This is a genomic window from Paracoccus versutus, from assembly GCF_029909795.1.
Lineage (GTDB): Bacteria > Pseudomonadota > Alphaproteobacteria > Rhodobacterales > Rhodobacteraceae > Paracoccus > Paracoccus versutus.
The window spans coordinates 1,133,906-1,157,643 of sequence record NZ_CP038196.1 but is presented as its reverse complement, the minus strand read 5'-3'; the positions used below and the strand labels follow the sequence as shown (position 1 = coordinate 1,157,643).

Below are 23,738 nucleotides of genomic sequence, written 5' to 3'. Positions count from 1 at the left end.
TCTGCCGCCAAGTCTGCAATAATTATTGCAGGGTGCCAAGCCCTCTTTCTTCCTATTCCATCTCTATCATGAGGTCTTTTGCGTCGATCTGTTCACCTGGCCTGACGTGGAGGGTCTTGATCAGGCCGGCTCTGTCGGCGTGGATGGCGGTTTCCATCTTCATCGCCTCGATGGTCAGCAGCAGGTCGCCGGGGTTGACCTTCTGCCCCTGGGCGACGGCGACCGAGGCGACGACGCCGGGCATGGGGGCGCCGAGATGGCCCTCGTTGCCCGGATCGGCCTTGGGACGGGCGGCGGTCTGCGCCTTCACCAGCCGGTTCGGAACCCGGATCACCCGCGGCTGGCCGTTCAGCTCGAAGAAGACCTTGACCTCGCCCTTCTCGTCGGTCTCGCCCACGGTCTGCAGCCGGATCTCCAGCGTCTTGCCGGGGTCGATCTCGGCCTCGATCTCCTCGCCCGGCTCCATGCCGTAGAAGAAGGCCCGAGTCGGCAGAACCCGGACCGGGCCGTATTGCCGGTGCCGGCCCATGTAGTCCAAAAACACCTTGGGATACATCAGGTAGCCGTTCAGGTCCTCGTCGTCGACCGCCTTGCCTTCCAGCTGGCGGACCAGCTCGGCGCGGGCGGCCGCGATGTCGACCGGCGGCATCGCCGCGCCGGGGCGGGCGGTCAGCGGTGCCTCGCCCTTCAGCACCTTCCCTTGCAAGGCCTCGGGCCAGCCGCCGGGGGGCTGGCCCAGGTTGCCGCGCATCATGTCCACGACCGAATCGGGGAAGGCGACCTCGACCGCCGGGTCCTCGACCTGCGCGCGGCTCAGCCCCTGCGCCACCATCACCAGCGCCATGTCGCCCACCACCTTGGAGCTGGGCGTGACCTTGACGATGTCGCCGAACATCCGGTTCACCTCGGCATAGGCCTGGGCGACCTCGTGCCAGCGCTCCTCGAGCCCGAGCGAGCGCGCCTGCGCCTTGAGATTGGTGAACTGGCCGCCGGGCATCTCGTGCAGCCAGACCTCCGAGGCCGGGGCCTGCAAGCCGCTCTCGAAGGCGGCGTAATGCTCGCGCACCGCCTCCCAGTAGTTCGAGATCCGGCGGATCGCCTCGATGTCCAGCCCGGTGTCGCGGTCGGTGTGGCGCAGCGCCTCGACCACCGAGCCCAGGCAGGGCTGCGAGGTATTGCCCGAGAGCGCATCCATGGCGCAATCCACCGCATCCACCCCGGCCTCGGCCGCGGCCAGGATCGAGGCGCCGCTGAGCCCGCCGGTGTCATGGGTGTGGAAATGCACCGGCAGGCCGATCTCTTGCTTCAGCGCGCGGACCAGGATGGCGGCCGAGGCGGGCTTCAAGAGCCCGGCCATGTCCTTGAGGCCAAGGATATGCGCGCCGGCATCGCTGAGCTCGCGCGCCATCCTGAGGTAATATTGCAGGTCGTATTTCGCGCGCGCGGGATCGAGCAGGTCGCCGGTATAGCAGATCGTGCCCTCGCAGATCTTGCCGCTTTCGATCACCGCATCCATGGCGACGCGCATGTTCGGGGTCCAGTTCAGGCTGTCGAAGACCCGGAACACGTCGACCCCGGTCCTGGCCGCCTGGGCGACGAAGCTTTGCACCACGTTGTCGGGATAGTTGGTGTAGCCGACGCCGTTGCTGGCCCGCAGCAGCATCTGCGTCATCAGGTTGGGCATGCGGGCGCGGATGTCGCGCAGCCGCTGCCAGGGGCATTCCTGCAGAAAGCGATAGGCGACGTCGAAGGTGGCGCCGCCCCAGCATTCGACCGAGAACAGGCCGGGCAGGTTCGCGGCATAGCTGGGCGCCACCCGGATCATGTCGATCGAGCGCATGCGCGTCGCCAGCAGCGACTGGTGCCCGTCGCGCATCGAGGTGTCGGTGATCAGCAGGCGCTTCTGGTCCAGCATCCAGTCGGCGACGGCCTTGGCGCCCTTTTGCTCCAGCAGCTGGCGGGTGCCGGGGGCGGGCTCGGCCGCCGGATCGGCCTGGGGCCGGGGCGGCACCGGGATGCGGGCCTCGGCCGGCGGGCGGGGGCGGCCGGCGGTCTCGGGATGGCCGTTCACGGTGATGTCGGCCAGGTAGACCAAGAGCTTCGTCGCCCGGTCGCGGCGCTTGCGGAACGCGAACAGGTCCGGCGTGGTGTCGATGAACTTGGTGGTATAGGTGTCGTCGAGGAAGGTCGGGTGCTTCAAGAGGTTGATGACGAATTCGATGTTCGTCGCCACGCCGCGCACCCGGAACTCGCGCAGGGCCCGGTCCATGCGCGCGATGGCCTTTTCCGGGGTCTGGGCATGGGCCGTGACCTTGACCAGCAGGCTGTCGTAATAGCGGGTGATGACGCCGCCGGAATAGGCGGTGCCGCCGTCCAGGCGAATGCCGTTGCCGGTGGCCGAGCGATAGGCGGTGATGCGGCCGTAGTCGGGGATGAAGCTGTTCAGCGGATCCTCGGTCGTGACCCGGCATTGCAGGGCGTGGCCGTTCAGGTGCACGTCCTCCTGCCGGGCGACGCCGGTGGCCTGCGCCAGCGTCGCGCCCTCGGCGACCAGGATCTGGGACTGCACGATGTCGATGCCGGTGACCTCCTCGGTCACGGTATGCTCGACCTGGACCCGCGGGTTCACCTCGATGAAGTAGAAGGCCTGGCTGTCCATATCCATCAGGAACTCGACGGTGCCGGCGTTCTGGTAGCCGACGGCGCGGCCGATCTTCAGCGCCAGGCCGCAGACTTCCTGGCGCTGTGCCTCGGTCAGGTAGGGCGCCGGGGCGCGTTCCACCACCTTCTGGTTGCGGCGCTGCACGGTGCAGTCGCGCTCATAGAGATGGTAGAGCCCGCCATGGCTGTCGCCCAGGAGCTGCACCTCGACATGGCGGGCGCGCAGGATCATCTTTTCCAGGTAGCCCTCGCCGTTGCCGAAGGCGGCCTCGGCCTCGCGCCGTCCCTCGCGCACCTTCTCGGGCAGCTCCTCGGGGGTCATGATCGGGCGCATGCCGCGCCCGCCGCCGCCCCAGGAGGCTTTCAGCATCAGGGGATAGCCGATCCCGGCCGCCTCGCGCCTGATCGCGTCGAAATCCTCGCCCAGCACTGCGGTCGCCGGGATCACCGGCACCCCGGCCGCGATGGCCACGCGCCGGGCGCTGGCCTTGTCGCCGAGCGCGCGCATGGTGTCCGAGGAAGGCCCGATGAAGGCGATCCCCGCCGCGGTGCAGGCATCGACGAAATCGGGGTTCTCGCTGAGCAGCCCATAGCCCGGATGGATGGCATCGGCGCCGGATTCCCTGGCGACGCGGATGATCTCGGCGATGCTGAGATAGGCCGCCACCGGCCCCAGCCCGCCGCCGATGCGGTAGGCCTCGTCCGCCTTGAAGCGGTGCAGGCTCAGCTTGTCTTCCTCGGCATAGACCGCGACCGTCTTCTTGCCCAGCTCGTTCGCAGCCCGCATCACGCGGATCGCTATCTCACCACGGTTCGCTATAAGAATCTTTCGGAACATGCGGAGCCCTTTCGAAAGGTGGGTGCCCGGCGCGCAGCCGGGCACCTGGGGGGAAGGGGCGAGGAGCGCCCCAGCCGATGCCGCGGGAGGGAGGCGGCAGCGGATTCTCAGGCCGTGACGGCCATCCACTGCCGCGTTGCGGAGGAGCGCTGGATCGTCTCGACCAGCCGCTGGATACGCAGACCGGCCGCGAAGCCGAAAGGCTCGGGGATCTCGCCGGCGATGGCGCGCAGATAGCCCTCGATCTCGATGGCCTTCAGGTCGTTGAAGCCGATCTGATGGCCGGGGGCGACGCAGAAGCGGCCATAGGGCGGGTGGTCGGGGCTCGCCTCGATGCGGCGGAAGCCGCGCCGGCCGGGTGCGTCGGCGGTCGAGTAGAAATGCAGCTCGTTGAAGCGTTCCTGGCTGAAGGCCAGCGCGCCCTTGGTGCCGTAGACCTCGAAATCATGCTGCATCTTGCGGCCGGTGGCGATCCAGTTGCCCTCGACCGAGCCTTGCGCGCCATTCGCGAAGCGCAGGAAGGCGCGGCCGACATCGTCTACGGTCACGGCACGCATGCCGCCCTGGCCGTCGGGGCGCTGGCCGATGATCGTGATGCAATCGCCCATCACCTGGGTGATCGGACCCAGCAGGAATTCGGCCGTGGCCAGCGCATGGCTGCCGATATCGGCCAGCGCGCCGCCACCCGCCGGATCGTGGCGGAAGGTCCAGGGGCCGTCGGCATCGGCCATGTAATCCTCGGCATGCAGCCCGCGATAGCCGCGGATATCGCCCAGTTCGCCCGCCGCGATCATCTCGCGCGCAAGCCGCAGCATCGGGTTGCAGAGATAGTTGAAGCCGACCTGGGTCTTGACGCCTTTGGCCGCCGCCGCATCCGCCATCTGGCGCGCATCCGAGGCCATCGGCGCCAGCGGTTTTTCGCAATAGACGTGCTTGCCGGCGGAAATGGCGGCCAGGGCCATTTCCTTGTGCAGCGCATTCGGCGCGGTGATGTCGATCACGTCGATCTGGGGGTTTTCGACCATGCTGCGCCAGTCGGCGGTGGCATGGGCAAAGCCGAAATCGGCGGCGGCACGGGCGGCGGCGTCCTCGGTGACGTCGGCGACCGTATGCAGTTCCGGCCGATAGGGCAGGTCGAAGACCTTCTGCGCGCTCGCAAAGCCGAAGACATGGGCCTTGCCCATGAAGCCGGTGCCGATCAGGCCGATACGCAGGACGGGTTTGTCAGACATGGACAGGATCCGGTTTGAAATGACGTTGCACTCAGCCGCCATCCAGATGGCGGACGAGACGGCTGATTGACGGGGTTTCGGCATGGCCGTGCGGCCGGGGGCCATTGCGCGGCGGTGCTGGAAGATCCTGCTCCAGGCGCCGTGGCAGGTCCGATATGAATGCGGCACCGCCGTAGCGGAGAACCGTCGCCTGCCCGACGACGGCTCCGAAAGCCGCAAGTCGGCGGTGCATCGTCTCAAGCATGGGCGAAAGCCGCATTGACGATGAGGCCGCGGTCGAGCGTGCCGTCCAGATAGTCGATCGCGTTCTGGATCGAGGCGATGGCCATGCGTTCGCCGCATTCGGCGGTCAGCCCGGCGATATGGGGCGACAGCACCGCGGTCGGCTGGCCGAACAAGGGCGAACCGCAGGGCGGCTCGTCGTCGAAGACATCGACCCCGGCAGCGCCGACCTGGCCCGAGGCCAGCGCCTCGGCCAGCGCCGCCTCGTCCACCACGCCGCCGCGCGCCGTATTGGCAAGGACGACACCCGGCTTCATCAGCGCGATCTCCCTTGCCCCCAGCACCGGCTTGTCGGCCCTGGGCACATGGATCGAGATGCAATCGGCCCAGGCCAGCCCCTCGTCCAGGTCGGCGATCTCTGCCACCGGACCTTCGGGCCAGCCCTTGCGCGAGAGATAGGGGTCGTGGGCGCGGACCGTCATCTCGAACCCGGCGGCCATGCGCGCAAGGCGCTGCCCGGTGCGGCCATAGCCGATGATCAGCAGGTTCTTGCCCGAGATTTCCTGCTGTTCCAGCCGGTTGCGCCAGCCCCATTGGCCGGGCTCGCGCACCGCGCGGTCGGCCAGCAGCACGCGCTTGGCCCCGGCCAGCAATTGCATCATTGCATGTTCGGCGACCGAGATCGAATTCACGTCGCCGACGATGGTCAGGGCGATGCCGCGTTCGTTCAGCGCGGCGAGATCGACGGCATCGTAGCCGACGCCGTGGCGCGAGACGACCTTCAGCCTGTCGGCCAGCGCCACGGTGGCGGCGGACAGCGGCTGGGTGCGGATCACAAGCGCATCGGCCTTGTGGATCAGCGGCGCGTAGGAGGGTTCCGAGATTTCCTCGACATAATCCACGGTGATGCCGCGGGCGGGGAGTTCGCGCAGCAGCGCCTCTCCCGCGGGATGCAGCTTTCCGGCAACAAGAAGATGCGGCATCAATAGGCTCCTTTCGTGGCGGAGGCGGGGGCGGAGGCGGGGTCGGAGCCGGTCAGGTCGCGCCAGGTCGCGACCGAGGCGCTGGCCGCGCCGGCCAGCAGGCGGGTGTCGCCGCCGACCGTGGTCAGGTCGAACCCCCAGCCGATGGCTTTCGCGGCATATTCCGGCGTGCCGCAATGCAGGCAGGCACGGATGCCGTTCGCCTTGCAGGCGTCCTTGATGCGTTGAAGCAGCGCGATCATCTCGGGCTCTTCGCGGTCGAAGCCGGGGGGCAGGCGGCCTTCCTGGGTGCCCAGCGTCAGGTCCGCGGGGCCGACATAGATGCCGTCGAGACCGGGGGTCGCCGCGATGGCGTCCAGGTTGTCCATGCCCTGCTGCGTTTCGACCATCGCCAGCGCGAGCACCTGCTCGTTCGCCGCCACGCCATAGCCGCCATAGGCGAAGGTGGCGCGGGTCGGGCCGAAGCTGCGCTGGCCATGCGGCGGATAGCGCATGTAGCTGACGAATTCCGCCGCCTCCTGGGCCGAGTTGACCATCGGGCAGATGATGCCCTGCGCGCCGGCGTCCAGCGCCTTCATGATCGCGCCCGGCTCGCGCCAGGGCACGCGGACCATCGGCGTCACGCCGGATGCCCGCATCGCCTGCAGCATGGGCAGCACGGCACTGTAGTCCAGCGCGCCGTGCTGGGCGTCGATGGTGATGCTGTCATAGCCCTGCGCCGCCATGATCTCGGCAGTCAGCGGGTTGCCGATGGACAGCCAGCCGTTGATCGCGGGGCGGCCCTCGGCCCAGTGTTGTTTCAGCTTGTTGGTGAACATCGCGTTTCCTCCCCTCAGAACACGATCTGCGCCAGCTTGGTGTCGAGGTAGTCCTCGATTCCCTCGATGCCGCCTTCGCGGCCCATGCCGGAATGGTTGGTGCCGCCGAAGGGCGCCTCGGATGCGGCCAGCGCAAAGCTGTTGATGCCGACCATGCCGGCCTTCAGCCCCGCCGCCATGCGCCGCGCCCGGTCGGGCGAGCGGGTGAAGGCGTAGGCGGACAGGCCCATGTCCGACGCGTTGGCGCGGGCGATCACCTCGTCCTCGGTCGAGAAGCGGGTGATGGCGGCGATGGGGCCGAAGTTCTCCTCGGCAAAGACTTTCATGTCGTCGCCGACATCGGTCAGCACGGTTGGCTCGAAGAAGAAGCCGCTGTTCAGATGCGCCGGGCGCTTGCCGCCATGGGCAAGCGTCGCGCCGTTGCGAAGGGCGTCGGCGACGATGGATTCAATCTCAGCCAGCCGTCCGCCATTGATCAGCGGACCCATGCCGGTTTCGGGGTCCAGCCCGTCGCCCAGCTTGATCTGCGCCGTGCGCGAAACGAAGCCCTCGACGAAGGCGTCGTGCAGGCTGTCATGGACGAAGATCCGGTCCGGGGTCACGCAGACCTGCCCGCAATTGGCGAACTTGGTCGGCACGGTCAGGTCCAGCGCGGCTTCCAGATCGGCGTCGTCATGGATGATCAGCGGCGCGTTGCCGCCAAGCTCCATCGAGACCTTCTTCACCGTATCGGCGGCGTCTCGGATCATCTGCTGGCCGACGCGGGTCGAGCCGGTCAGGCTGACCTTGCGCACCCGGCTGTCCGCCATGATCGGCGCGTAGGTATCGGCGGTCGAGCCGGTGACAAGGTTCACCGCGCCGTCGGGCAGTCCCGCCGCACGCAGGCAATCCACCATCACCATCGCCACGCCCGGCGTCTGCGAGGACGGGCGCAGCACCACCGGGCAGCCGGCGGCCAGCGCCGGGGCCAGCTTGCGAGCGGGCAGGGCGGCGGGGAAGTTCCAGGCGGTAAAGGCCCCGACGACGCCCACCGGCTCGCGCGTCACCTCGAAACGACCGCCGGGGACGCGGCTGTCGACGATGCGGCCATAGATGCGGCGCGCCTCCTCGGCGAACCAGCGGAACTGGTCGCAGGCAAGGGTCCATTCCCGGCCGGCCTGCGCGATGGGCTTGCCGGTCTCGGCCGAGATCATCCGCGCGGCCTCATCCGCGCGGCGGATCATCTCGTCCGCGGCCTTGTGCAGGGCTCCCGCGCGGCCGAAGCCACCCATCTCGCGCAGCTTGGGCAGGGCGCGTGCGGCAGCATCCAGTGCCGCCTGCGTGTCCTCGGCGGTGGCAAGGGTCACCCGACCCAGCGGTTTTTCCGTGACCGGAGACATGACCTCTCCGCTGACGGTGCCGGGGGTCCAGCGACCGTCGATGAACAGTCCGAATTGCGAATACATGGCTTATGCGATTTCCCTGGTTGCGACCGTGCGGCCCTCGGCGGCGGAACGGATCGCGGCCTCGGCCAGCAGCAGCGCCTGCCTGCCGTCCTCGAACCCGACCGGCACCGGCTTGCCTTGTTCGATGGCATCGACGAAGGCGCCGATCTCGGCCGCGAAGGCATCGGCGTAACGGTCGATGAAGAAATTCTTCAGCGGTGCGGCCCGGTCGGTGAATTCCGCGCCATAGAGCCGCACCTGATCCAGCGTCCGGTTTTCCGAAATCGCCATGCCGGCGCTGCCGAAGGCCTCGACGCGCTGGTCGTAGCCATAGACGGCACGGCGCGAGTTGGTGATGATTGCCTGCTTGCCCGATTCGGTCTTCAGGACAACGGTGACGGTGTCGTAATCGTCGCAGCGTTGCATCAGGGCCGGGTCGACCAGGCGCGAGCCGGTGGCGCTGACCTCGGTCACTTCCTCGCCCAGGATGAAGCGGGCCATGTCGAAATCATGGATGGTCATGTCGCGGAAGATGCCGCCCGAGGCCGCGATATAGGCGTCGGGCGCCATGCCCGGATCGCGCGAGGTGATCGTGACCTGGTGCAACTCGCCGATCCGGCCCGATTCGATGGCGTGCCGGACCCCGGCATGGCCACTGTCGAAGCGGCGCACGAAGCCCAGCATGATCGGCAGGCTGGTGCCGGCAATTTTCGTTGCGCAGGCATTTACCCGGCCCAGCGACAGGTCGATGGGCTTTTCGCACAGGATCGCCTTGCCCGCCGCGACCGACTGCTCGATCAGATCGGCATGGGTGGCGGTTGAACTGGCGATCAGCACCGCATCCACCTCGGCCGAGGCCAGCGCCGCCTCGACCGAATCGAATTGCGGCACGCCCAGTTGGGCTGCGACTTCGGCGGCTGCGGGGGCATGGATGTCATAGACGCCTGCCAGCCGGGCGCGCGGATGGGTGGCGATGTTTTCGGCATGCATGCGGCCGATGCGGCCGGTGCCGAGGACGGCGATTCCTGTCATGGGTTCCTCCCGAAATGCCTTTCGAACTCTTCCCGCAATAATCATTGCAGAACTATTGCATTGTCAATCATCATTCCGTATCGTCCAGAAAACACCATCCGCAGGAGGAGGCGAGATGCCACGCAAGACCGTGCGCCTGACCATGGCCCAGGCCCTTGTTCGTTACCTTTGCAACCAGTTCACCGAGATCGAGGGCGCGCGTGTCCCGCTGTTCGCGGGCGTCTTCGGCATCTTCGGCCATGGCAACGTGACCTGCCTTTCCGAGGCGCTGGAGCAGGTCCAGGACCAGCTGCCGACCTGGCGCGGCCAGAACGAACAGTCCATGGCGCTGGCCGCCATCGGCTTCGCCAAGGCCAAGCGTCGCCGCCAGGTGATGGTCGCCGCGACCTCGATCGGGCCGGGGGCGCTAAACATGGTGACGGCGGCAGGTGTCGCCATGGCGAACCGGCTGCCGGTGCTGCTGATCGCCGGCGACACCTTCGCGAATCGCCTGCCCGATCCTGTGCTGCAGCAGGTCGAGCATTTCGGCGACCCGACCATCACCGCGAACGATGCCTTCAAATCGGTCGTGCGCTACTGGGACCGCATCACGCTGCCCGAACAGCTGATCCAGTCGCTGCCGCAGGCGGTGGCGACCATGCTGGATCCCGCCGATTGCGGCCCGGCCTTCATCGGGCTGGCGCAGGACACGCAGGAACTGGCCTATGATTACCCCGAGGTTTTCTTTGAACCGCGCGTCTGGTCGATCCCGCGCCCGCGTCCCGACCGCGACGCGGTCGCGGCGGCGGCCGAACTGCTGAAAACGGCCAGGAAGCCGCTGATCATCTCGGGCGGCGGCGTGCGCTATTCGCTGGCCGAGGACGCCTTGGCGGATTTCGCCGCCAAGCGCGGCATCCCGGTGGTCGAGACCATCGCCGGCAAGGGAGCGCTGACCCATGACCATCCGGTCCATGCCGGGCCCATCGGCATCGTCGGCTCGACCTCGGCCAATGCGCTGGCGAAAGAGGCCGACGTGATCCTGGCCATCGGCACCCGGCTGCAGGATTTCACCACCGGCTCCTGGACGGCCTTTGCCGAGGATGCGCGGTTCATCTCGGTCAACGCGGCGCGCTTCGATGCCGTCAAGCATCGGTCGCTGGCGGTGGTCGGCGATGCGCTGGAAACCATCGGCGAGCTGGACGCGGCGCTTGGCGATTACGCGGCCGATGCCGGGCTGATGAAGCGCGCCAAGACCCTGTTCGCCGAATGGAACAAGCTGCTGGACGAGCATCAGGCGCCGACCAACGAGCTGGTGCCGTCCTATGCGCAGGTTGTCGGCGTGCTGAACAAGGTCGCCGGGCCGAACGACACGCTGATCGCCGCGGCGGGCGGCACGCCGGGCGAAGTGACCAAGGGCTGGCGGGTCAAGAACCCGAACACCTTCGACTGCGAATTCGGCTTTTCCTGCATGGGCTACGAGATCGCGGCCGGCTGGGGCTGCGCCATGGCGCAGGAGGGGCCGGGCGCGACCGGCGGCACACCCATCGTCATGCTGGGCGATGGCACCTACATGATGATGAACTCGGACATCTATTCGGCGGCGCTGACCGGGCACAAGATGGTCGTGGTGGTCTGCGACAACGGCGGCTTCGCGGTCATCAACCGGCTGCAGCAGGCCAAGGGCGTGCCGGGCTTCAACAACCTGCTGGCGGATTGCCGGATCCAGAACCGCGACAACCCGCTGCATGTCGATTTCGTGAAACATGCCGAGGCGATGGGCGCCCGCGCCGTCAAGGCCGAAAGCCTGGCCGATCTGGAGGGCGCGATGCAGGATGCGCTGGCCCATGACGGGGTGACGGTGGTCTTGATCGTCTCGGATGCCTGGAAATGGGTGCCGGGGGATGCGGATTGGGACGTCGGCGTGCCCGAGATCTCGAATTTCGAAACCGTCCGCGCCGCCCGTGCGGCGCAGGAAAAGATCCGCGAAGCGCAGCGCCTGGGTGTGTAAATGAAAGCGAAACTTGGCATCGCGCCGATCGCGTGGTGGAACGACGACCTGGCCGAACTGTCCGATGACGTCAGCCTGGAGGAATGCCTGCGGCAGGCGTCCGAGGCCGGCTTTACCGGGATGGAGACCGGCCGGCGCTTTCCGATGGACATGGCCGAACTGGGGCCGATCCTCGACCGTTTCGGCATCTCGGTCTGCGGCGGCTGGTTCTCGGGCCTGCTGCTGGACGGCGATATCGAGGTGGAAAAGGACCGCATCGCGCAGCAGATGGCGTTCTTCATCGCCGCCGGCGCGCCCTGCATCGTCTATGGCGAAACCGCACGCTCCATCCAGGGTGTGCGTTCCGCGCCGCTGGCTACCAAGCCGAAGCTGACCGAGGCCGAGATGGCCGCCTATGGTCGCAAGATCAGCGATTTCGCTGATTGGTGCGCGGGGCAGGGGATGCCGATTTCCTACCACCACCACATGGCGGCTGCGGTCGAGACCGAGGCAGAGCTCGACCTGCTGATGAAGCATTCCTCGGTGCCCCTGCTGTTCGATGCGGGCCACATGGCCTTTGCCGGCGGCGACGTAATGCGGGTGATCGAGAACCACCATGCCCGCATCACCCATGTCCATACCAAGGACATCCGCCGCGCGGTCGTGGACGGGCTGGACCGGACGCGCGAAAGCTTCCTCGATGCCGTCATCAAGGGCGCCTTCACCGTTCCGGGCGATGGCTCGCTGGATTTCGAGGCCATCGTCAAGGCATTGGCGGCCAAGGGCTACGAGGGCTGGTTCGTGGTCGAGGCCGAGCAGGATCCCGTCGCCAATCCCCCGCTGGAGATGGCGAAAAAGGGGCACAAGGAACTGCTGCGCGTGATGGCGGCGGCAGGCTATGAGGTGGTGAAATGAACCGCATCGATGGAAAGGTCGCCGTCGTCACCGGCGGCACGCAGGGGCTTGGCGCGGCCATAGCGCGGCTCTTTGCCGAAGCGGGTGCGGCGGGCATCGTGATCGTCGGCCGAGGCGTCGAGAAAGGGCAGGCGGTCGCGACCGAAATCACGGCGGCCACCGGCGTTCCGGTCGAGATGGTCGCCGCCGACCTGGGCAGGATCGAGGACGTGCAGGCCATCATCCCCGCCGCCGACCGACGCTTCGGCCGTGTGGACATTCTGGTCAACGCCGCCGGCCTGACCGACCGCGGCAACCTGCTGAACACCACGCCCGAACTCTTCGACCGCATGTTCGCGGTCAACACCCGCGCGCCGTTCTTCCTGATGCAGGACGCGGCCAAGGTGATGACCCGTGAGGGGATCGAGGGTCGGATCGTCAATATCGGTTCGATGTCCGCGCTTGTCGGGCAACCCTTTCTCGCACCCTATGCGGGTTCCAAGGGGGCCTTGGCGACGCTGACCCGCCATGCCGGCTTTGCGCTGATGCGCCATCGCATCCACGTCAACCAGCTGGACATCGGCTGGATGAACTCGGACCACGAACGCGCGCTGGTGCTGTCGGAGACGGGCGATCCCGATTTCATCGACCGGGCGGCGGCGCAGAAACCCTTTGGCCGCATCCTCGCCCCGAAGGAAGTCGCGCGCGCCGTCCTGTGGATGGCGTCCGACGACAGCGGCATGATGACCGGGGCGGTGATCCCCTTCGACCAGTCCGTCCATGGCGGCTATGAGGACGCGCCGGTCCCGGCGGCCAAACTGGAGGCATGACGATGCAGACCATCAAGGGGCCGGGCGTCTTCCTGGCCCAGTTCGCGGCCGATGACGCGCCCTACAACTCGCTGCCCAGCCTGGCGACATGGGCGGCCGACAAGGGCTTCAAGGGCGTCCAGATCCCGACCTGGGACACGCGCCTGATCGACATGGCGAAGGCCGCCGAAAGCGATGCCTATTGCGACGAGATCAAGGGGATGCTGGCCGATAACGGGCTCCAGATCACCGAATTCGCCTCGCATATCACCGGCCAGCTGGTGGCGGTGCATCCGGCCCATGACGTCATCATGGACAGCTTCGCGCCTGAACATGTGCGCGGCAACCCGACCGCGCGCCGCGCCTGGGCCGAGGAGCAGCTGCGTTTCGCCGCCCGCGCCTCGCAGCGGCTGGGGATCGACCGGCATGTCACCTTCTCGGGCGCGCTGCTGTGGCCCTACCTTTACCCCTATCCGCAATGGCCCGAGGGGTTGGTCGAGGAAGGTTTCGACGAACTAGCAATGCGTTGGGCGCCGATCCTCGATGATTTCGACGCGCATGGCGTGGATGTCTGCTACGAGATCCACCCCTGCGAGGATCTGCATGACGGCCATAGCTGGGAATATTTCCTGGAGAAGGTCGGGAACCATCCCCGCGCCAACCTGATGTATGACCCCAGCCATTTCGTGTTGCAGGCGCTGGATTACCTGGCCTTCATCGACCACTACCACGAGCGCATCAAGACCTTTCACGTCAAGGATGCCGAGTTCCGCCCGGACGGCAAGTCCGGCGCCTATGGCGGCTATCAGCCGTGGAGCAGGCGCGCAGGCCGCTTCCGCTCGCCCGGCGACGGGCAGGTCGATTTCGGGGCGATCTTCACCAAGCTGACGACCCATGGCTTCGACGGCTGGGCGGTGCTGGAATGGGAATGCTTCGTCAAGAACCCCGAGGACGGCGCCCGCGAAGGCGCGCAGTTCATCGCGGATCACATCATCCGGGTGTCGGACCGCGCCTTCGACGATTTCGTGAAATCCGGCGCCAATCGCAGCGCCAACCGGGCCATGCTCGGACTGGAGGAATGACCATGTTGCGTCTTGGAATGGTGGGCGGCGGGCAGGGCGCCTATATCGGCAATATCCATCGCCTCGCCTCGCGGCTGGACGGGCAATGGCAGCTGGTGGCCGGGGCCTTTGACGTCGATCCCGAGCGTGGCCGCGCCTTCGCGATCTCGCAGGGGCTCGACCCCGCACGCAGCTATGGCACCTATCAGGAACTGATCGCGGGCGAGGCCGGGCGCGAGGATCGCGTCGATGCGGTGGCGATCTGCACGCCGAACTTCACCCATTACCCGATCGCCAAGGCGCTGATCGAGGCGGGCTTCGACGTGATCTGCGAAAAGCCCCTGACCGCGACGCTGGAGGATGCCGTGGCGCTGGAAAAGCTGGCGCGAGAGAGTGGCCGCTTCGTCGGCGTGACCTATACCTATTCCGGCTATCCGATGGTCCACGAGGCCCGCGTCCGCGTCGCCCGCGGCGAGTTGGGTGCGATCCGCACGGTGCAGGTCGAATATCCGCTGGAATGGATGGCGACCGCCATCGAGCAGTCGGGCAATGCCCAGGCCGCCTGGCGCACCGATCCCAAAAAGAACGGCCGCGGCGGCTCCATCGGCGACATCGGCACCCATGCCTATCACCTGGCGGGCTTCGTCACCGGCTTGACGCTGGAAAGCCTGACCGCCGACCTGGCGACCTTCGTCGGCGGCCGGGCGCTGGACGACAACGCCCATGTGATGATGCGCTATCAGGGCGGGGCGCGGGGCTTGCTGTGGTCCTCGCAGGTGGCCATCGGCAATTCCAACGGCGTGCGGCTGCGGGTGTTCGGCGAAAAAGGCTCGCTGCAATGGTTCCAGGAGCAGCCGAACGAGTTGGTCTTCACGCCGCTGGACGGCCGGGTGCAGATCATCAAGCGCGGCGCCGATGATCTGTCCGAGGACGCCAAGCTGCGCATCCGCACGCCCCCCGGCCATCCCGAGGGCTATCTGGAGGCCTTTGCCAACCTTTATGCCGGTTTCGCCGAGGCGATCCGCGCCCGGCAAGAAGGGCGCGAGCCCAACCTGCTGGGGCAGAACCTGCCGCTGGTCTATGACGGGCTGAAAGGCGTGGCCTTCGTCGAGGCGGTCGTGGACAGCCATGAGGCCGAGGGCCAGCCCTGGCTGACGCCCGTGGCGGTCTGACGGCAGCGGCCCCTGTTTGGGGGCCGCACATCGCGCCAAAGCGGTCAGGGGAGGGGGAACCATGAAGACTCTCGACATCATCACGCTCGGCCGTTCGTCGGTCGATTTGTATGGCCAGCAGGTTGGTGGCCGTTTGGAGGACATGGGGTCGTTTGCGAAGTATGTTGGCGGGTCTCCGACGAACATCGCCTGCGGGACGGCGCGGCTGGGGCTGCGCGCGGCGGTGATCACGCGGGTCGGCGACGAGCACATGGGCCGGTTCATCCGCGAGCAGCTTTCGCGCGAAGGCGTCGACACCCGCGGCGTCGCCACCGATCCCGAGCGGCTGACGGCGCTGGTGCTCTTGGGCATCCGCGACGAGGACAGCTTCCCGCTGATCTTTTACCGCGAGAACTGCGCCGACATGGCCTTGTGCGAGGCCGACATCGACGAAGGCTTCATCGCCGAGGCCCGGGCGCTGGTCGCGACCGGGACGCATCTATCGCATCCGCGCACCGAGGCGGCGGTGCTGAAGGCGCTGGCGCTGGCAAGGAAGCACGGCGCGCGGACGGCGCTCGACATCGACTATCGCCCGAACCTCTGGGGCGTCGCCGGGCATGGCGCGGGCGAGAGCCGCTTCGTGGAAAGCGCCGCGGTGACGGCGAAGCTGCAATCGACGCTGCATCTCTTCGACCTGATCGTCGGCACCGAGGAGGAATTCCACATCGCCGGCGGCACCACCGACACCATCGCGGCGCTGCGCGCGGTCCGCGCCGTCAGCACCGCCACGCTGGTCTGCAAGCGCGGCGCAGCGGGCGCGGTGGCCTTCGAGGGCGCGATCCCGGACAGCCTCGACGAAGGCCAGGCCGGCCCCGGCTTCCCCATCGAGGTCTTCAACGTGCTGGGGGCGGGCGACGGCTTCTTCTCGGGGCTGATGAAGGGCTGGCTCGACGGCGAGGATTGGCCGCGCACGCTGGAATACGCCAATGCCTGCGGCGCCTTCGCGGTCTCGCGCCACGGCTGCACGCCGGCCTATCCGTCGCTGGCGGAACTGGAGTTCTTCCTCAGGCGCGGGGTGCTGCGGCCGGACCTGCGCAACGATGCCGAGCTGGAGCAGATCCATTGGGCCACCAACCGCCAGGGCCGGATGGGCGGCGACTGGTCGACCATGCGGGTCTTTGCCTTCGACCATCGTGTCCAGCTGGAAGAGATGCCGGGCTACACGCTGGAAAAAGGCGCCGCGTTCAAGGAGCTGTGCCTGCAAGCCGCCCTGAAGGTCGCCGACGGGCGCCCGGGCCATGGCATCCTCTGCGACGACCGCATCGGGCGGCGGGCGCTGCATGCGGCCTCGGGGACGGGGCTGTGGATCGGGCGGCCCTGCGAATGGCCCGGCTCGCGGCCGCTGCAGCTGGAGCCGGACCTAGGCCCGGATTGCGGTGCCCTGTCCGAATGGGCGCGCGAGCAGGTGGTCAAGGTGCTGTGCTTCTGCCATCCCGATGATGACGCGGAAACCCGCGCCGCGCAGGAGGCCACGGTCAAGCGGCTGTTCGCGGCGGCGCGGCGCAACGGGCTGGAATTCCTGCTGGAGATCATCCCCTCCAAGGTCGGGCCGGTGGACGAGCAGACCACCGCCACGCTGATCCGGCAGTTCTACGCCATCGGCGTCTATCCCGACTGGTGGAAGCTCGAGCCGATGCAGACCCGCGCAGCCTGGGCCAACGCCATCGCCGCGATCGAGGAGCACGACCGCCACACCCGCGGCATCGTGGTGCTGGGGCTGGACGCGCCGGAGGCGGAACTGCGCGCCAGCTTCCAGGTCGCGGCCGGCTTTCCGCTGGTCAAGGGCTTCGCCGTCGGCCGGACGATCTTCGGCGAGGTCGCGCGGCAATGGCTGAAGGGCGAGATGGACGACGCAGCGGCGGTCGAGGAGATGGCGGCGCGCTATCAAAACCTGTGCGGGATCTGGGACGAGGCGCGCGAAAAGGCGCGCTGACCTGATCTGAACCCAAAGGTCTGACAATGTTCGATCTTGACGACATGTTCTATCGCCCGTTCTGGATCCGGCTGCTGCTGGTCGCACTGGCCCTGGGCTGGGGGCTGTTCGAATTCCTCTCGGGCGCGCCCTTCTTCGGCGTGATCTTTGTCGCCATCGGGCTTTACGCAGGCTGGCGCTTTTTCGTGACATTCAACCCACTCGGGGGAGACAGATGAGCGACCTGCTGCTGAGACCGCCTGCCACGAAAGGCAAGATCTACGACGTCACGCCGCAATCCGCCGGCTGGAAATATGTCAGCTTCGGCCTTTACCGGCTGGGTTCCGGCGAGACCGCGACCGAGGATACCGGCGGCAACGAGGTCATCCTGGTCATGGTCGAGGGCAAGGCCAGGTTTCGGGCCGCCGGGCAGGACTGGGGCGTGCTGGGGGACCGGATGGATGTCTTCGAGAGGACACCACCGCATTGCCTCTATGTCCCGAACGGCAAGGACTGGGCGGCCGAGGCCGAGACCGATTGCGTGATCGCCATTTGCTCGGCGCCGGGGAAAGGCGGGCACGCGGCGCGCCGCATCGGCCCCGAGGGCATCACCCTGACCCAGCGCGGCGAGGGCACCAACACCCGCTTCATCAACAACATCGCCATGGAGGCCGAGGACTATTGCGACAGCCTGCTGGTCACCGAGGTCTTCACCCCCGCCGGCCACTGGTCGAGCTACCCAAGCCATCGCCATGACGAGGACGACTTCCCCCGTATCACCTATCTCGAGGAGACCTATTACCACCGCCTGAACCCGGCCACCGGCTGGGCGTTGCAGCGGGTCTATACCGACGACGGCAGCCTCGACGAGGTGATGGCGGTGCGCGACGGCGACGTCACCCTGGTCCCCCGCGGCCACCACCCCTGCGGCGCCCCATACGGCTTCGAGCTCTACTACCTCAACGTCATGGCCGGGCCGCGCAGGAACTGGCGCTTCGTCCCCGCGCCAGAGGTCGAACATCTATTTTAGGCTGGGTGATGGATGCCTGCAATGATCCTGGTCGCGATCCTGATCAATGTGGGAGACGGAGCCGAGTGGCCTTGGCCGCCCACGCCGATGACGCCCAGTCCTGAACCCGGCTTGCGATGCGCGGGCGATCCTGCAATCCTGCGGCCATGACCGGGGACCTGCATATCCTGCGCCAGCATGTCCTGCTGGCGGCGCGGCTGTTTCGGAACTACGGCGCGGTGCTGGCCGCCACCTGGCTGGCGGGCGGGCTGCTGGGCACCGTGCTGATGATGCTGGCGGTCGAGATCGGCTTCGCCGACCGGCTGGCCGGGCTGATCGCGCTGGTGCCGGTGATCCTGCTGCAGCTGGTGCTGTTCGTCGCCATGTTCGTCATCCTGCGCGACGGGCTGCCGGTGCTGCGCTTTCGCGCAAGGCGCCGCCGCGAGGCGCCGCCCGCCGGGGAAGGCGCTGCCGAAGCTCCGGGCATCGGCATGCTGGCCGGGGCGCTTCTGGCGGTGCTGATCCCGTTCTACGGCTATTATGCCGGCTGGGGCCTGCTCGGGAACACGCTGCGCGACTATTCCAAGGCGTTCCTTTCCACCTCGATGGAGCGCATCGACTTCTCGGACGTCTCGCCCGAGCGGGCGCCCACCGCGCTCGAGGTGCAGAGCACGCTCTGGGTGGTGGTGGCCGTGCTGCTGATCTGGGCGGTCCGGCGTGGCGCCAAGGCCATGCACAAGCGCAGCGAGGCCGGGATCTGGCCGCTGCTGGTCGTCGCCTGCGAGGCGAGCTGGGCGGTGCTGGGCCTTTACGTCATCTCGGGCTGGCAGGAGGGCTTCGTCGCATGGCTGGCCCAGCTGCCCTCGCCGGGCGAATTCTGGCAGAACCTGTTTCCCCCGGCCGCGGCCGAGGTGGTCGATGCCGCGCGCCGCCCGGTGGATTGGCCGCCCGTCTTCCAGCCGTGGCCCTGGCTGGAGCGGCTGTTCTGGTATGCGCTGCTGCCGCTGATCTGGTTCAACCTCGGCGCCATCGTCTATGGCCACGACCTGAACATGATGGCCGAGGAAACGCGGCGCTCTGCCGGCAAGGTGCTGGACCGCTGGCAGGGGCTGCCAAAGCCGCTGACCGACTTCCTCGGGCATTTCTGGGCCGGGCTGGTCAAGCGCTGGCATGCGGTGGCGAACGGCGTGCTGCTGGCCGGGTCGGCGGGCTTCGCACTGACCGTCTCGGTGCTGGTGCTGTGGCGGCTGGCCGACTGGGCGGGCCGCTGGGCCTGGGTCGGGCTGGCCGAGCTGATCGGGCCGCAGGACCTGTCGGTCTGGCAGGTGGCGCAATATCCGCTGGGCCTGCTTTTCGGCGCGCCGGGCCAGCCGCAGCAGGGCGTGGTGGTCTGCGTCCTGCAGTTCTGCATCCTTGCCGCCGGGTTGGAGCTGGCCGGGCGCGCCCAAGCGGAAAAGGCAGCTACTGCAGATCGCGCAGAACCGGCGTGACCGCGAATTCCAGCGCCTCGGGCCGCGTCCCCCAGGCCGAGACGCGCAGCCGCGCACCCTTCAGCAATTCGGAGGGCACCAGGAAAAGCTGGTCCGACAGGAATTCCTGCCCGTCCGGCGGCGGGTCATAGGGAATGGGGTTGCAGCGCCCCTTGCTCTCGCCATCGGGGGAAAGCACCCGGACGGCACCCTCGGAATCGGCGCTGATCAGCGGCAGCCAGACCTGATCCGCCGCGTCGCGCAGGCTGATGTCGCAACCGGCCCAGCCCTGCCGCGCCGCCTCGGGACCGCGCAGCGCCAGACGGACCAGCACCAGCGCCCGCTCGGACAGGTTGGGCGCGCTTCCCGCCCAGACCTGATCGACCCGGACATGCACGCCCCGCAGCTCGGCCCCCGCCTCGCCGGCCTGCACCACCCGCCATTCGCGGGCGCGGCGCAGGTCGGTGATCTCGGTCCAGCCCCCGACCACCACGTTGGCGAGCAGCAGGACCGCGGCAAGGAGGATCCACAGCAGATGTCTCATGAGAGGTCTCATGGCTCGAACCGGATAACCGGCTGGCGCTCGGGCAGGGCCGGCGGGGCCAGGTGCAGGGCGCTGTCGAAAACCGCGGTGAAGCTGCCCGTCAACACCAGCGCGCCCCCCGCCACCTCGTCCTCGGGCAGCTCGAAGACCGCAACGGCGTGGTTGCCCAGGCCGGGCTGGAACCAGCGGCTTTCCAGCCCGCGCGGAATGTCCTCGGCGCGACGGGACAGCGCGTAGCGCCGCCCGCTCGCGCCCTGCCAGACGGCGTCGAGGCGCTGCGAGGTCCCAATGGCCTCGGCCTCGATTTCGGCGATCAGGAACACGCCGTCGCTGTCGCGGACCAGGTCGCGGCCATAGCGGCGAAAGGCGATGCGATCGGCCAGGCGCAGGCCGGTGAAGCGGGCGCGGAAGCTGCGCGCCTCGCCCGTCGCGCCCGCCGCGACGGCACTGGGGAACGGCTGCACGACGCTGTTGTAGTCGGGCGCGGTCTGCATCATCGCGCCCAGCAGCGCGGCCCCGGCCAGCACGAGGGCGATGCTGCCGGCGCGGATCATGGCGCCCCCTCCGGGACCATGGACATGCGGGCGACAGGCTGGAACAGCAGCCAACTCGCCTTGCCATAGAGATTGTCCCTGAGCTTGAAGGTCTGCCGGTGGAAGGTCAGCGAGACCGGGCCGGGCTGCCAGTCCGGCGGCACCTGCCAGGCCAGCGTCACCCGCTCGGCCACGCGCGGATGCAGCTGCACCAGCAACTCGCCATCGCGGTCCAGCGTGATCTCCGGCTCGGGCCAGGCGACGCCGCCGGCGGCAAGCGCGGGCGGGTGCGGCGGAAAGCCGAAGACGGCGACCTGGCTCTCTCCGGTCAGGTTCAGCAGCCGGGCGCGCAGCAGCAGCTGCTCGGGCTCGCCCTCGCGCCTGGGCGGTGCCAGCGTCAAGGCCAGCGGCGTGATCTCGACCCGGCCCAGATCGACCGGCTGGCCGGCCGCGACCTCGGGCGGATCCCGTGGCGCCCTTGCCTCCTCGACCTGGAGCCAGAGACCGACGAGCACCGCAGCCGCAACCCCGATCGAGGCGGCCAGTCGTAGCCTCAGACGCCGAAACAGAGAGGTCTGCCGCGTTTCCGTCATGCAGGGATTAAGGCCCAGGCCCCCGCGCCAACACAAGATTCATCGGCAGACGGTCGGCGGAATCCGGCCTTCCGGCATCGTCAACACGAGGCAGGGGGACGGCGTCGGGTTGCCGGGTCGTCGCTGTCCAGCGAGGCGATGGTGATGCCGGTCTTTGCGACAAAGGGCTTGTAACAGGCCTCGACCTGGTTGTGACCGTAGGTACCGCCCAGGACATGTCGGTCAGCCTACACAATGTGCTCCGGACGCTGGAAAACCCGCTCGAAGCCCTGCACCTGGCCGCCATATTAGCCGCCAGGATGCGTCGAGACTGATCCCAGCGAGAACCACGACCGCGCCTGTGCTTCCCAATGCGACGAAAAGAACCGACTAGACGCGAACCTGGTGCACGGTAGGTCTGCTTCCATGGACACCCCACCGGATGTCCTCTGGATAGCCAAGCGAGACATTGACCACGGGGGTCCGGCCGACCGTGCCCGTTCATCGAAGCTGAGATGCGAGGCCAAGAGGGCTTCTCCTTGAATTGCAACTGCCTGAAAACTGAAATGACGGCCAATAAGAGGCCATGGCCGTAAAATTTCTTCATTGGAATCAATGACTGTTTTCGCATCCGGCGGCGGTTCTGTTCCATTCCGAGGGCAAATAACGCCCATCGAAACTCGCCTGTGACCTCTGATACGCAACAAAAAAAAGCCGCCCATGATGGGCGGCTCGCAAGACTTCAGGCTTGGATAAGGGTCAGATGTCGGATCGGCGGAAGATTTGAGTCGCCAAGGGCATGCCTGACAGAATCGGCAAGATCCCGCGCTGCTGCAAGGCTGCATGCATTTCCGCGATCGTCGTGCCTTCAGCTTCGGCCAGTTCGCGGATCGAGATATGGTCGTGCCGGAACCGTTCGAAGTCGGGCTTCGCGACCTGATGGCGACGTTTCAGCGGGCCGATGAGCGGCACAACGCGCCGGATGATCGGCGCTCCGCTCTCGTCGGGAATGCGCATGATGTTCTCGAGGATCTTCACCTCGACGCTTAGTTCCTTTGCCGCGTCTTCCTTCGAGATTGCGGCCGTCATCGGTGGCGCCTCCAGGATGCGCAGCAACTGGCGTTCATCGATCAGCAGGCCATCGAAATCGGTTCGCCCGACCAGGCCATAGAGGTCGAGGCTCCCGGACAGGACCAGCCGAATGATCCGGTCGATTTGCCAATGTGCGTGGCGCGCGGCCGCGCTCAGGGTGGCGAACTGCACGGGGACAACCTCAAGGGTGGTGGCGTTTTCGAAGAGAATGGCCAGAAGGTCGTTGACTGAGTCCAAGCTGACCCGCTTCAGGGCATCCGCGTCGCGATCGAAAATAATCCTGTCGCCCAAGACCCTTTCGACCAGTCCCGCATTGAGGATCGCCGCTGCCGTCGTCGTGTCGCAGCCAAGATGGGCGGAGAGTGCGTTGGCGGGAACCGATCCCCGCAACTCGCACGCGATAGCTTCGCTTTCGACCGCATCGAAGGTAAGCGCATTCAAAGGTCGGCCGTCATCTGCCGACAACAGCCCCAACCCGGCGAATACATCTTTCACCTGCAACTTGGGCATGCCGGACACCGCGGAGAGTGTGGCCAGGTCATGTCGACGCCGCGCAGGCAGCACCTCCCCGAAGATCTCATCCCCGGCTGCGAGAGGGACATTGTAAAGGAGGAACGACCGCACCAGCGGGCGGAGCGGGGACAGATCCTCGTTCAGCCTTACCGCGTCATAGAGCCTGCCCAAGGCACGGGCGGGGGTGTTGACGCGGGCCTTTTGGCCCCGTTGGCACAGAATATCGTCGAGGGCCTTCAGGATGCCCGCCTCGCCCCGCCGCAGCGCTTCGAAGCCGATCCGGCAAGCATCCCCGAGGTCGCCGGTCGCGTGATCCCGCATGGCATTCCCCAGGCAGCTCGAAATGCCCATGACCTGATCGAGACGACAACCGTCCGGCCACAGCGGTTCGCACGTGGAGCCGGCCAACCGATCCTCGACATAGCGCTGCAAGGGTCCGGGTGTCATCGGCGTGGCCGCATCGCAAAGCGCTCGCAGCGCTGCGGGGTCGGGGAACGAGACAGACGGCACCAGCGCGTCGAAATGCACGTCGGTCGGTGTCGTGATCAGAGCAATGCCGTGGCGATCACAGCAGATGGTGCTGTTGAATTGCCAGATAACACGGCTGTGCCGGAATCCGTCCTCCAGCAGACAAAGCGGGCAGAATACCGTTTCGCGGCGGCAAAGCATGGACGGTTTGAACACCTCGTGCCGAAACCGCCGCATATTCCCATCATGCCTGAAGATCGCGGAAGCCTCCAACGCCGACGCTTCGCCGCCGAAGAGATCGGTGAGACGGGCAAGCACCGCCAAGTCCTTCACCGGTTCGACGTCCTCCTGAGGGAAGCCGACGACCCTCAGCAGCTCCGGCAGACAATGCCCCGCCTGAACCTGGGCGGAACGATCCGCCCAGGACAGAATGGTTTCACCCGGGATGATCGGGATATGAGGCAACATCGGCATG

At 67.3% G+C, this 23,738-nt stretch carries 19 protein-coding genes; 9 read left to right on the top strand and 10 right to left on the bottom strand.

What is annotated here, in order from left to right; all coding sequences use genetic code 11:
- Nucleotides 1-52: 52 nt before the first annotated feature.
- The 6 genes from E3U25_RS05650 to iolG all read right to left on the bottom strand — a co-directional run bounded on the left by E3U25_RS05650 (nt 53) and on the right by iolG (nt 9,210).
- Entirely contained in the window at nt 53-3,499 is a 3,447-nt protein-coding gene (locus E3U25_RS05650) for a pyruvate carboxylase (RefSeq protein WP_116220968.1), read from the bottom strand.
- Nucleotides 3,500-3,606: 107 nt separating this feature from the next.
- Nucleotides 3,607-4,731: a Gfo/Idh/MocA family protein gene (locus E3U25_RS05645; RefSeq protein WP_116220969.1), complete on the bottom strand. Its 1,125-nt coding sequence runs from the start codon at nt 4,729-4,731 to the stop codon at nt 3,607-3,609.
- A 236-nt stretch (nt 4,732-4,967) separates the two neighbouring features.
- Nucleotides 4,968-5,936 (bottom strand): hydroxyacid dehydrogenase, encoded by a 969-nt coding sequence (locus E3U25_RS05640; protein WP_116220970.1) that lies wholly within the window; start codon nt 5,934-5,936, stop codon nt 4,968-4,970.
- The gene (locus E3U25_RS05635; RefSeq protein ID WP_116220971.1) at nt 5,936-6,754 is read right to left on the bottom strand and encodes an HpcH/HpaI aldolase family protein; all 819 of its coding nucleotides are present in this window, start codon (nt 6,752-6,754) and stop codon (nt 5,936-5,938) included. Before E3U25_RS05635 ends, E3U25_RS05640 begins: the two co-directional genes overlap by 1 nt.
- A gap of 14 nt (nt 6,755-6,768) precedes the next feature.
- Nucleotides 6,769-8,199, bottom strand: a complete 1,431-nt coding sequence (locus tag E3U25_RS05630) for an NAD-dependent succinate-semialdehyde dehydrogenase (RefSeq protein ID WP_116220972.1) — start codon at nt 8,197-8,199, stop codon at nt 6,769-6,771.
- A gap of 3 nt (nt 8,200-8,202) precedes the next feature.
- The gene (gene iolG, locus E3U25_RS05625) at nt 8,203-9,210 is read right to left on the bottom strand and encodes an inositol 2-dehydrogenase (RefSeq protein WP_116220973.1); all 1,008 of its coding nucleotides are present in this window, start codon (nt 9,208-9,210) and stop codon (nt 8,203-8,205) included.
- A 115-nt stretch (nt 9,211-9,325) separates the two neighbouring features.
- Between iolG and iolD the strand changes: the two genes are divergently transcribed.
- The 9 genes from iolD (at nt 9,326) to E3U25_RS05580 (ending at nt 19,562) form a co-directional block, all read left to right on the top strand.
- Nucleotides 9,326-11,197: a 3D-(3,5/4)-trihydroxycyclohexane-1,2-dione acylhydrolase (decyclizing) gene (iolD, locus tag E3U25_RS05620; protein WP_116220974.1), complete on the top strand. Its 1,872-nt coding sequence runs from the start codon at nt 9,326-9,328 to the stop codon at nt 11,195-11,197.
- Nucleotides 11,198-12,091, top strand: a complete 894-nt coding sequence (gene iolE / locus E3U25_RS05615) for a myo-inosose-2 dehydratase (RefSeq protein ID WP_116220975.1) — start codon at nt 11,198-11,200, stop codon at nt 12,089-12,091. It begins immediately after the preceding gene.
- A complete protein-coding gene (locus E3U25_RS05610; RefSeq protein WP_116220976.1) occupies nt 12,088-12,900 on the top strand; it encodes an SDR family oxidoreductase in 813 nt (270 codons plus the stop codon). The genes iolE and E3U25_RS05610 overlap by 4 nt, the downstream gene beginning before the upstream one ends.
- Nucleotides 12,901-12,902: 2 nt before the next feature.
- The gene (locus E3U25_RS05605; protein WP_116220977.1) at nt 12,903-13,961 is read left to right on the top strand and encodes a sugar phosphate isomerase/epimerase family protein; all 1,059 of its coding nucleotides are present in this window, start codon (nt 12,903-12,905) and stop codon (nt 13,959-13,961) included.
- Nucleotides 13,962-13,978: 17 nt separating this feature from the next.
- The gene (locus E3U25_RS05600; protein WP_116220978.1) at nt 13,979-15,112 is read left to right on the top strand and encodes a Gfo/Idh/MocA family protein; all 1,134 of its coding nucleotides are present in this window, start codon (nt 13,979-13,981) and stop codon (nt 15,110-15,112) included.
- A 61-nt stretch (nt 15,113-15,173) separates the two neighbouring features.
- Nucleotides 15,174-17,084, top strand: coding sequence for a bifunctional 5-dehydro-2-deoxygluconokinase/5-dehydro-2-deoxyphosphogluconate aldolase (locus tag E3U25_RS05595; RefSeq protein WP_116220979.1), 1,911 nt, complete (start codon nt 15,174-15,176; stop codon nt 17,082-17,084).
- 26 nt (nt 17,085-17,110) lie between these two features.
- Nucleotides 17,111-17,302 carry a hypothetical protein gene (locus tag E3U25_RS05590; RefSeq protein WP_036754022.1) on the top strand — a complete coding sequence of 64 codons (192 nt, stop codon included), beginning with the start codon at nt 17,111-17,113 and terminating at the stop codon, nt 17,300-17,302.
- The gene (gene iolB / locus E3U25_RS05585; RefSeq protein WP_116220980.1) at nt 17,299-18,093 is read left to right on the top strand and encodes a 5-deoxy-glucuronate isomerase; all 795 of its coding nucleotides are present in this window, start codon (nt 17,299-17,301) and stop codon (nt 18,091-18,093) included. Before E3U25_RS05590 ends, iolB begins: the two co-directional genes overlap by 4 nt.
- 146 nt (nt 18,094-18,239) lie before the next feature.
- Entirely contained in the window at nt 18,240-19,562 is a 1,323-nt protein-coding gene (locus tag E3U25_RS05580) for a hypothetical protein (protein WP_244294930.1), read from the top strand.
- On the opposite strand, the gene E3U25_RS05575 is transcribed toward E3U25_RS05580, so the two are convergent.
- The 4 genes from E3U25_RS05575 to E3U25_RS05560 form a co-directional block, all read right to left on the bottom strand.
- Nucleotides 19,534-20,085: a hypothetical protein gene (locus tag E3U25_RS05575; protein ID WP_116220982.1), complete on the bottom strand. Its 552-nt coding sequence runs from the start codon at nt 20,083-20,085 to the stop codon at nt 19,534-19,536. The genes E3U25_RS05580 and E3U25_RS05575 overlap by 29 nt on opposite strands.
- 8 nt (nt 20,086-20,093) lie before the next feature.
- Complete coding sequence (locus E3U25_RS05570) at nt 20,094-20,639, bottom strand: hypothetical protein (RefSeq protein ID WP_116220983.1); 546 nt, start codon at nt 20,637-20,639, stop codon at nt 20,094-20,096.
- The gene (locus E3U25_RS05565) at nt 20,636-21,211 is read right to left on the bottom strand and encodes a hypothetical protein (RefSeq protein ID WP_116220984.1); all 576 of its coding nucleotides are present in this window, start codon (nt 21,209-21,211) and stop codon (nt 20,636-20,638) included. The genes E3U25_RS05570 and E3U25_RS05565 overlap by 4 nt, the downstream gene beginning before the upstream one ends.
- A 738-nt stretch (nt 21,212-21,949) precedes the next feature.
- Nucleotides 21,950-23,737, bottom strand: a complete 1,788-nt coding sequence (locus E3U25_RS05560; protein WP_116220985.1) for a TniQ family protein — start codon at nt 23,735-23,737, stop codon at nt 21,950-21,952.
- Nucleotide 23,738 lies beyond the last annotated feature (1 nt).

Excerpts from the sequence above, each read along its gene's own strand:
- E3U25_RS05635 (WP_116220971.1), bottom strand. The coding sequence starts at position 6,754 with ATGTTCACCAACAAGCTGAAACAACACTGGGCCGAGGGCCGCCCCGCG.
- E3U25_RS05600 (WP_116220978.1), top strand. The coding sequence starts at position 13,979 with ATGGTGGGCGGCGGGCAGGGCGCCTATATCGGCAATATCCATCGCCTC.
- E3U25_RS05580 (WP_244294930.1), top strand. The coding sequence starts at position 18,240 with ATGACCGGGGACCTGCATATCCTGCGCCAGCATGTCCTGCTGGCGGCG.
- E3U25_RS05605 (WP_116220977.1), top strand. The coding sequence starts at position 12,903 with ATGCAGACCATCAAGGGGCCGGGCGTCTTCCTGGCCCAGTTCGCGGCC.
- iolD (WP_116220974.1), top strand. The coding sequence starts at position 9,326 with ATGCCACGCAAGACCGTGCGCCTGACCATGGCCCAGGCCCTTGTTCGT.
- E3U25_RS05595 (WP_116220979.1), top strand. The coding sequence starts at position 15,174 with ATGAAGACTCTCGACATCATCACGCTCGGCCGTTCGTCGGTCGATTTG.
- E3U25_RS05570 (WP_116220983.1), bottom strand. The coding sequence starts at position 20,639 with ATGATCCGCGCCGGCAGCATCGCCCTCGTGCTGGCCGGGGCCGCGCTG.
- iolG (WP_116220973.1), bottom strand. The coding sequence starts at position 9,210 with ATGACAGGAATCGCCGTCCTCGGCACCGGCCGCATCGGCCGCATGCAT.
- iolE (WP_116220975.1), top strand. The coding sequence starts at position 11,198 with ATGAAAGCGAAACTTGGCATCGCGCCGATCGCGTGGTGGAACGACGAC.
- E3U25_RS05565 (WP_116220984.1), bottom strand. The coding sequence starts at position 21,211 with ATGACGGAAACGCGGCAGACCTCTCTGTTTCGGCGTCTGAGGCTACGA.
- E3U25_RS05630 (WP_116220972.1), bottom strand. The coding sequence starts at position 8,199 with ATGTATTCGCAATTCGGACTGTTCATCGACGGTCGCTGGACCCCCGGC.
- E3U25_RS05560 (WP_116220985.1), bottom strand. The coding sequence starts at position 23,737 with ATGCCGATGTTGCCTCATATCCCGATCATCCCGGGTGAAACCATTCTG.
- E3U25_RS05645 (WP_116220969.1), bottom strand. The coding sequence starts at position 4,731 with ATGTCTGACAAACCCGTCCTGCGTATCGGCCTGATCGGCACCGGCTTC.
- iolB (WP_116220980.1), top strand. The coding sequence starts at position 17,299 with ATGAGCGACCTGCTGCTGAGACCGCCTGCCACGAAAGGCAAGATCTAC.
- E3U25_RS05610 (WP_116220976.1), top strand. The coding sequence starts at position 12,088 with ATGAACCGCATCGATGGAAAGGTCGCCGTCGTCACCGGCGGCACGCAG.
- E3U25_RS05590 (WP_036754022.1), top strand. The coding sequence starts at position 17,111 with ATGTTCGATCTTGACGACATGTTCTATCGCCCGTTCTGGATCCGGCTG.
- E3U25_RS05575 (WP_116220982.1), bottom strand. The coding sequence starts at position 20,085 with ATGAGACATCTGCTGTGGATCCTCCTTGCCGCGGTCCTGCTGCTCGCC.
- E3U25_RS05640 (WP_116220970.1), bottom strand. The coding sequence starts at position 5,936 with ATGCCGCATCTTCTTGTTGCCGGAAAGCTGCATCCCGCGGGAGAGGCG.
- E3U25_RS05650 (WP_116220968.1), bottom strand. The coding sequence starts at position 3,499 with ATGTTCCGAAAGATTCTTATAGCGAACCGTGGTGAGATAGCGATCCGC.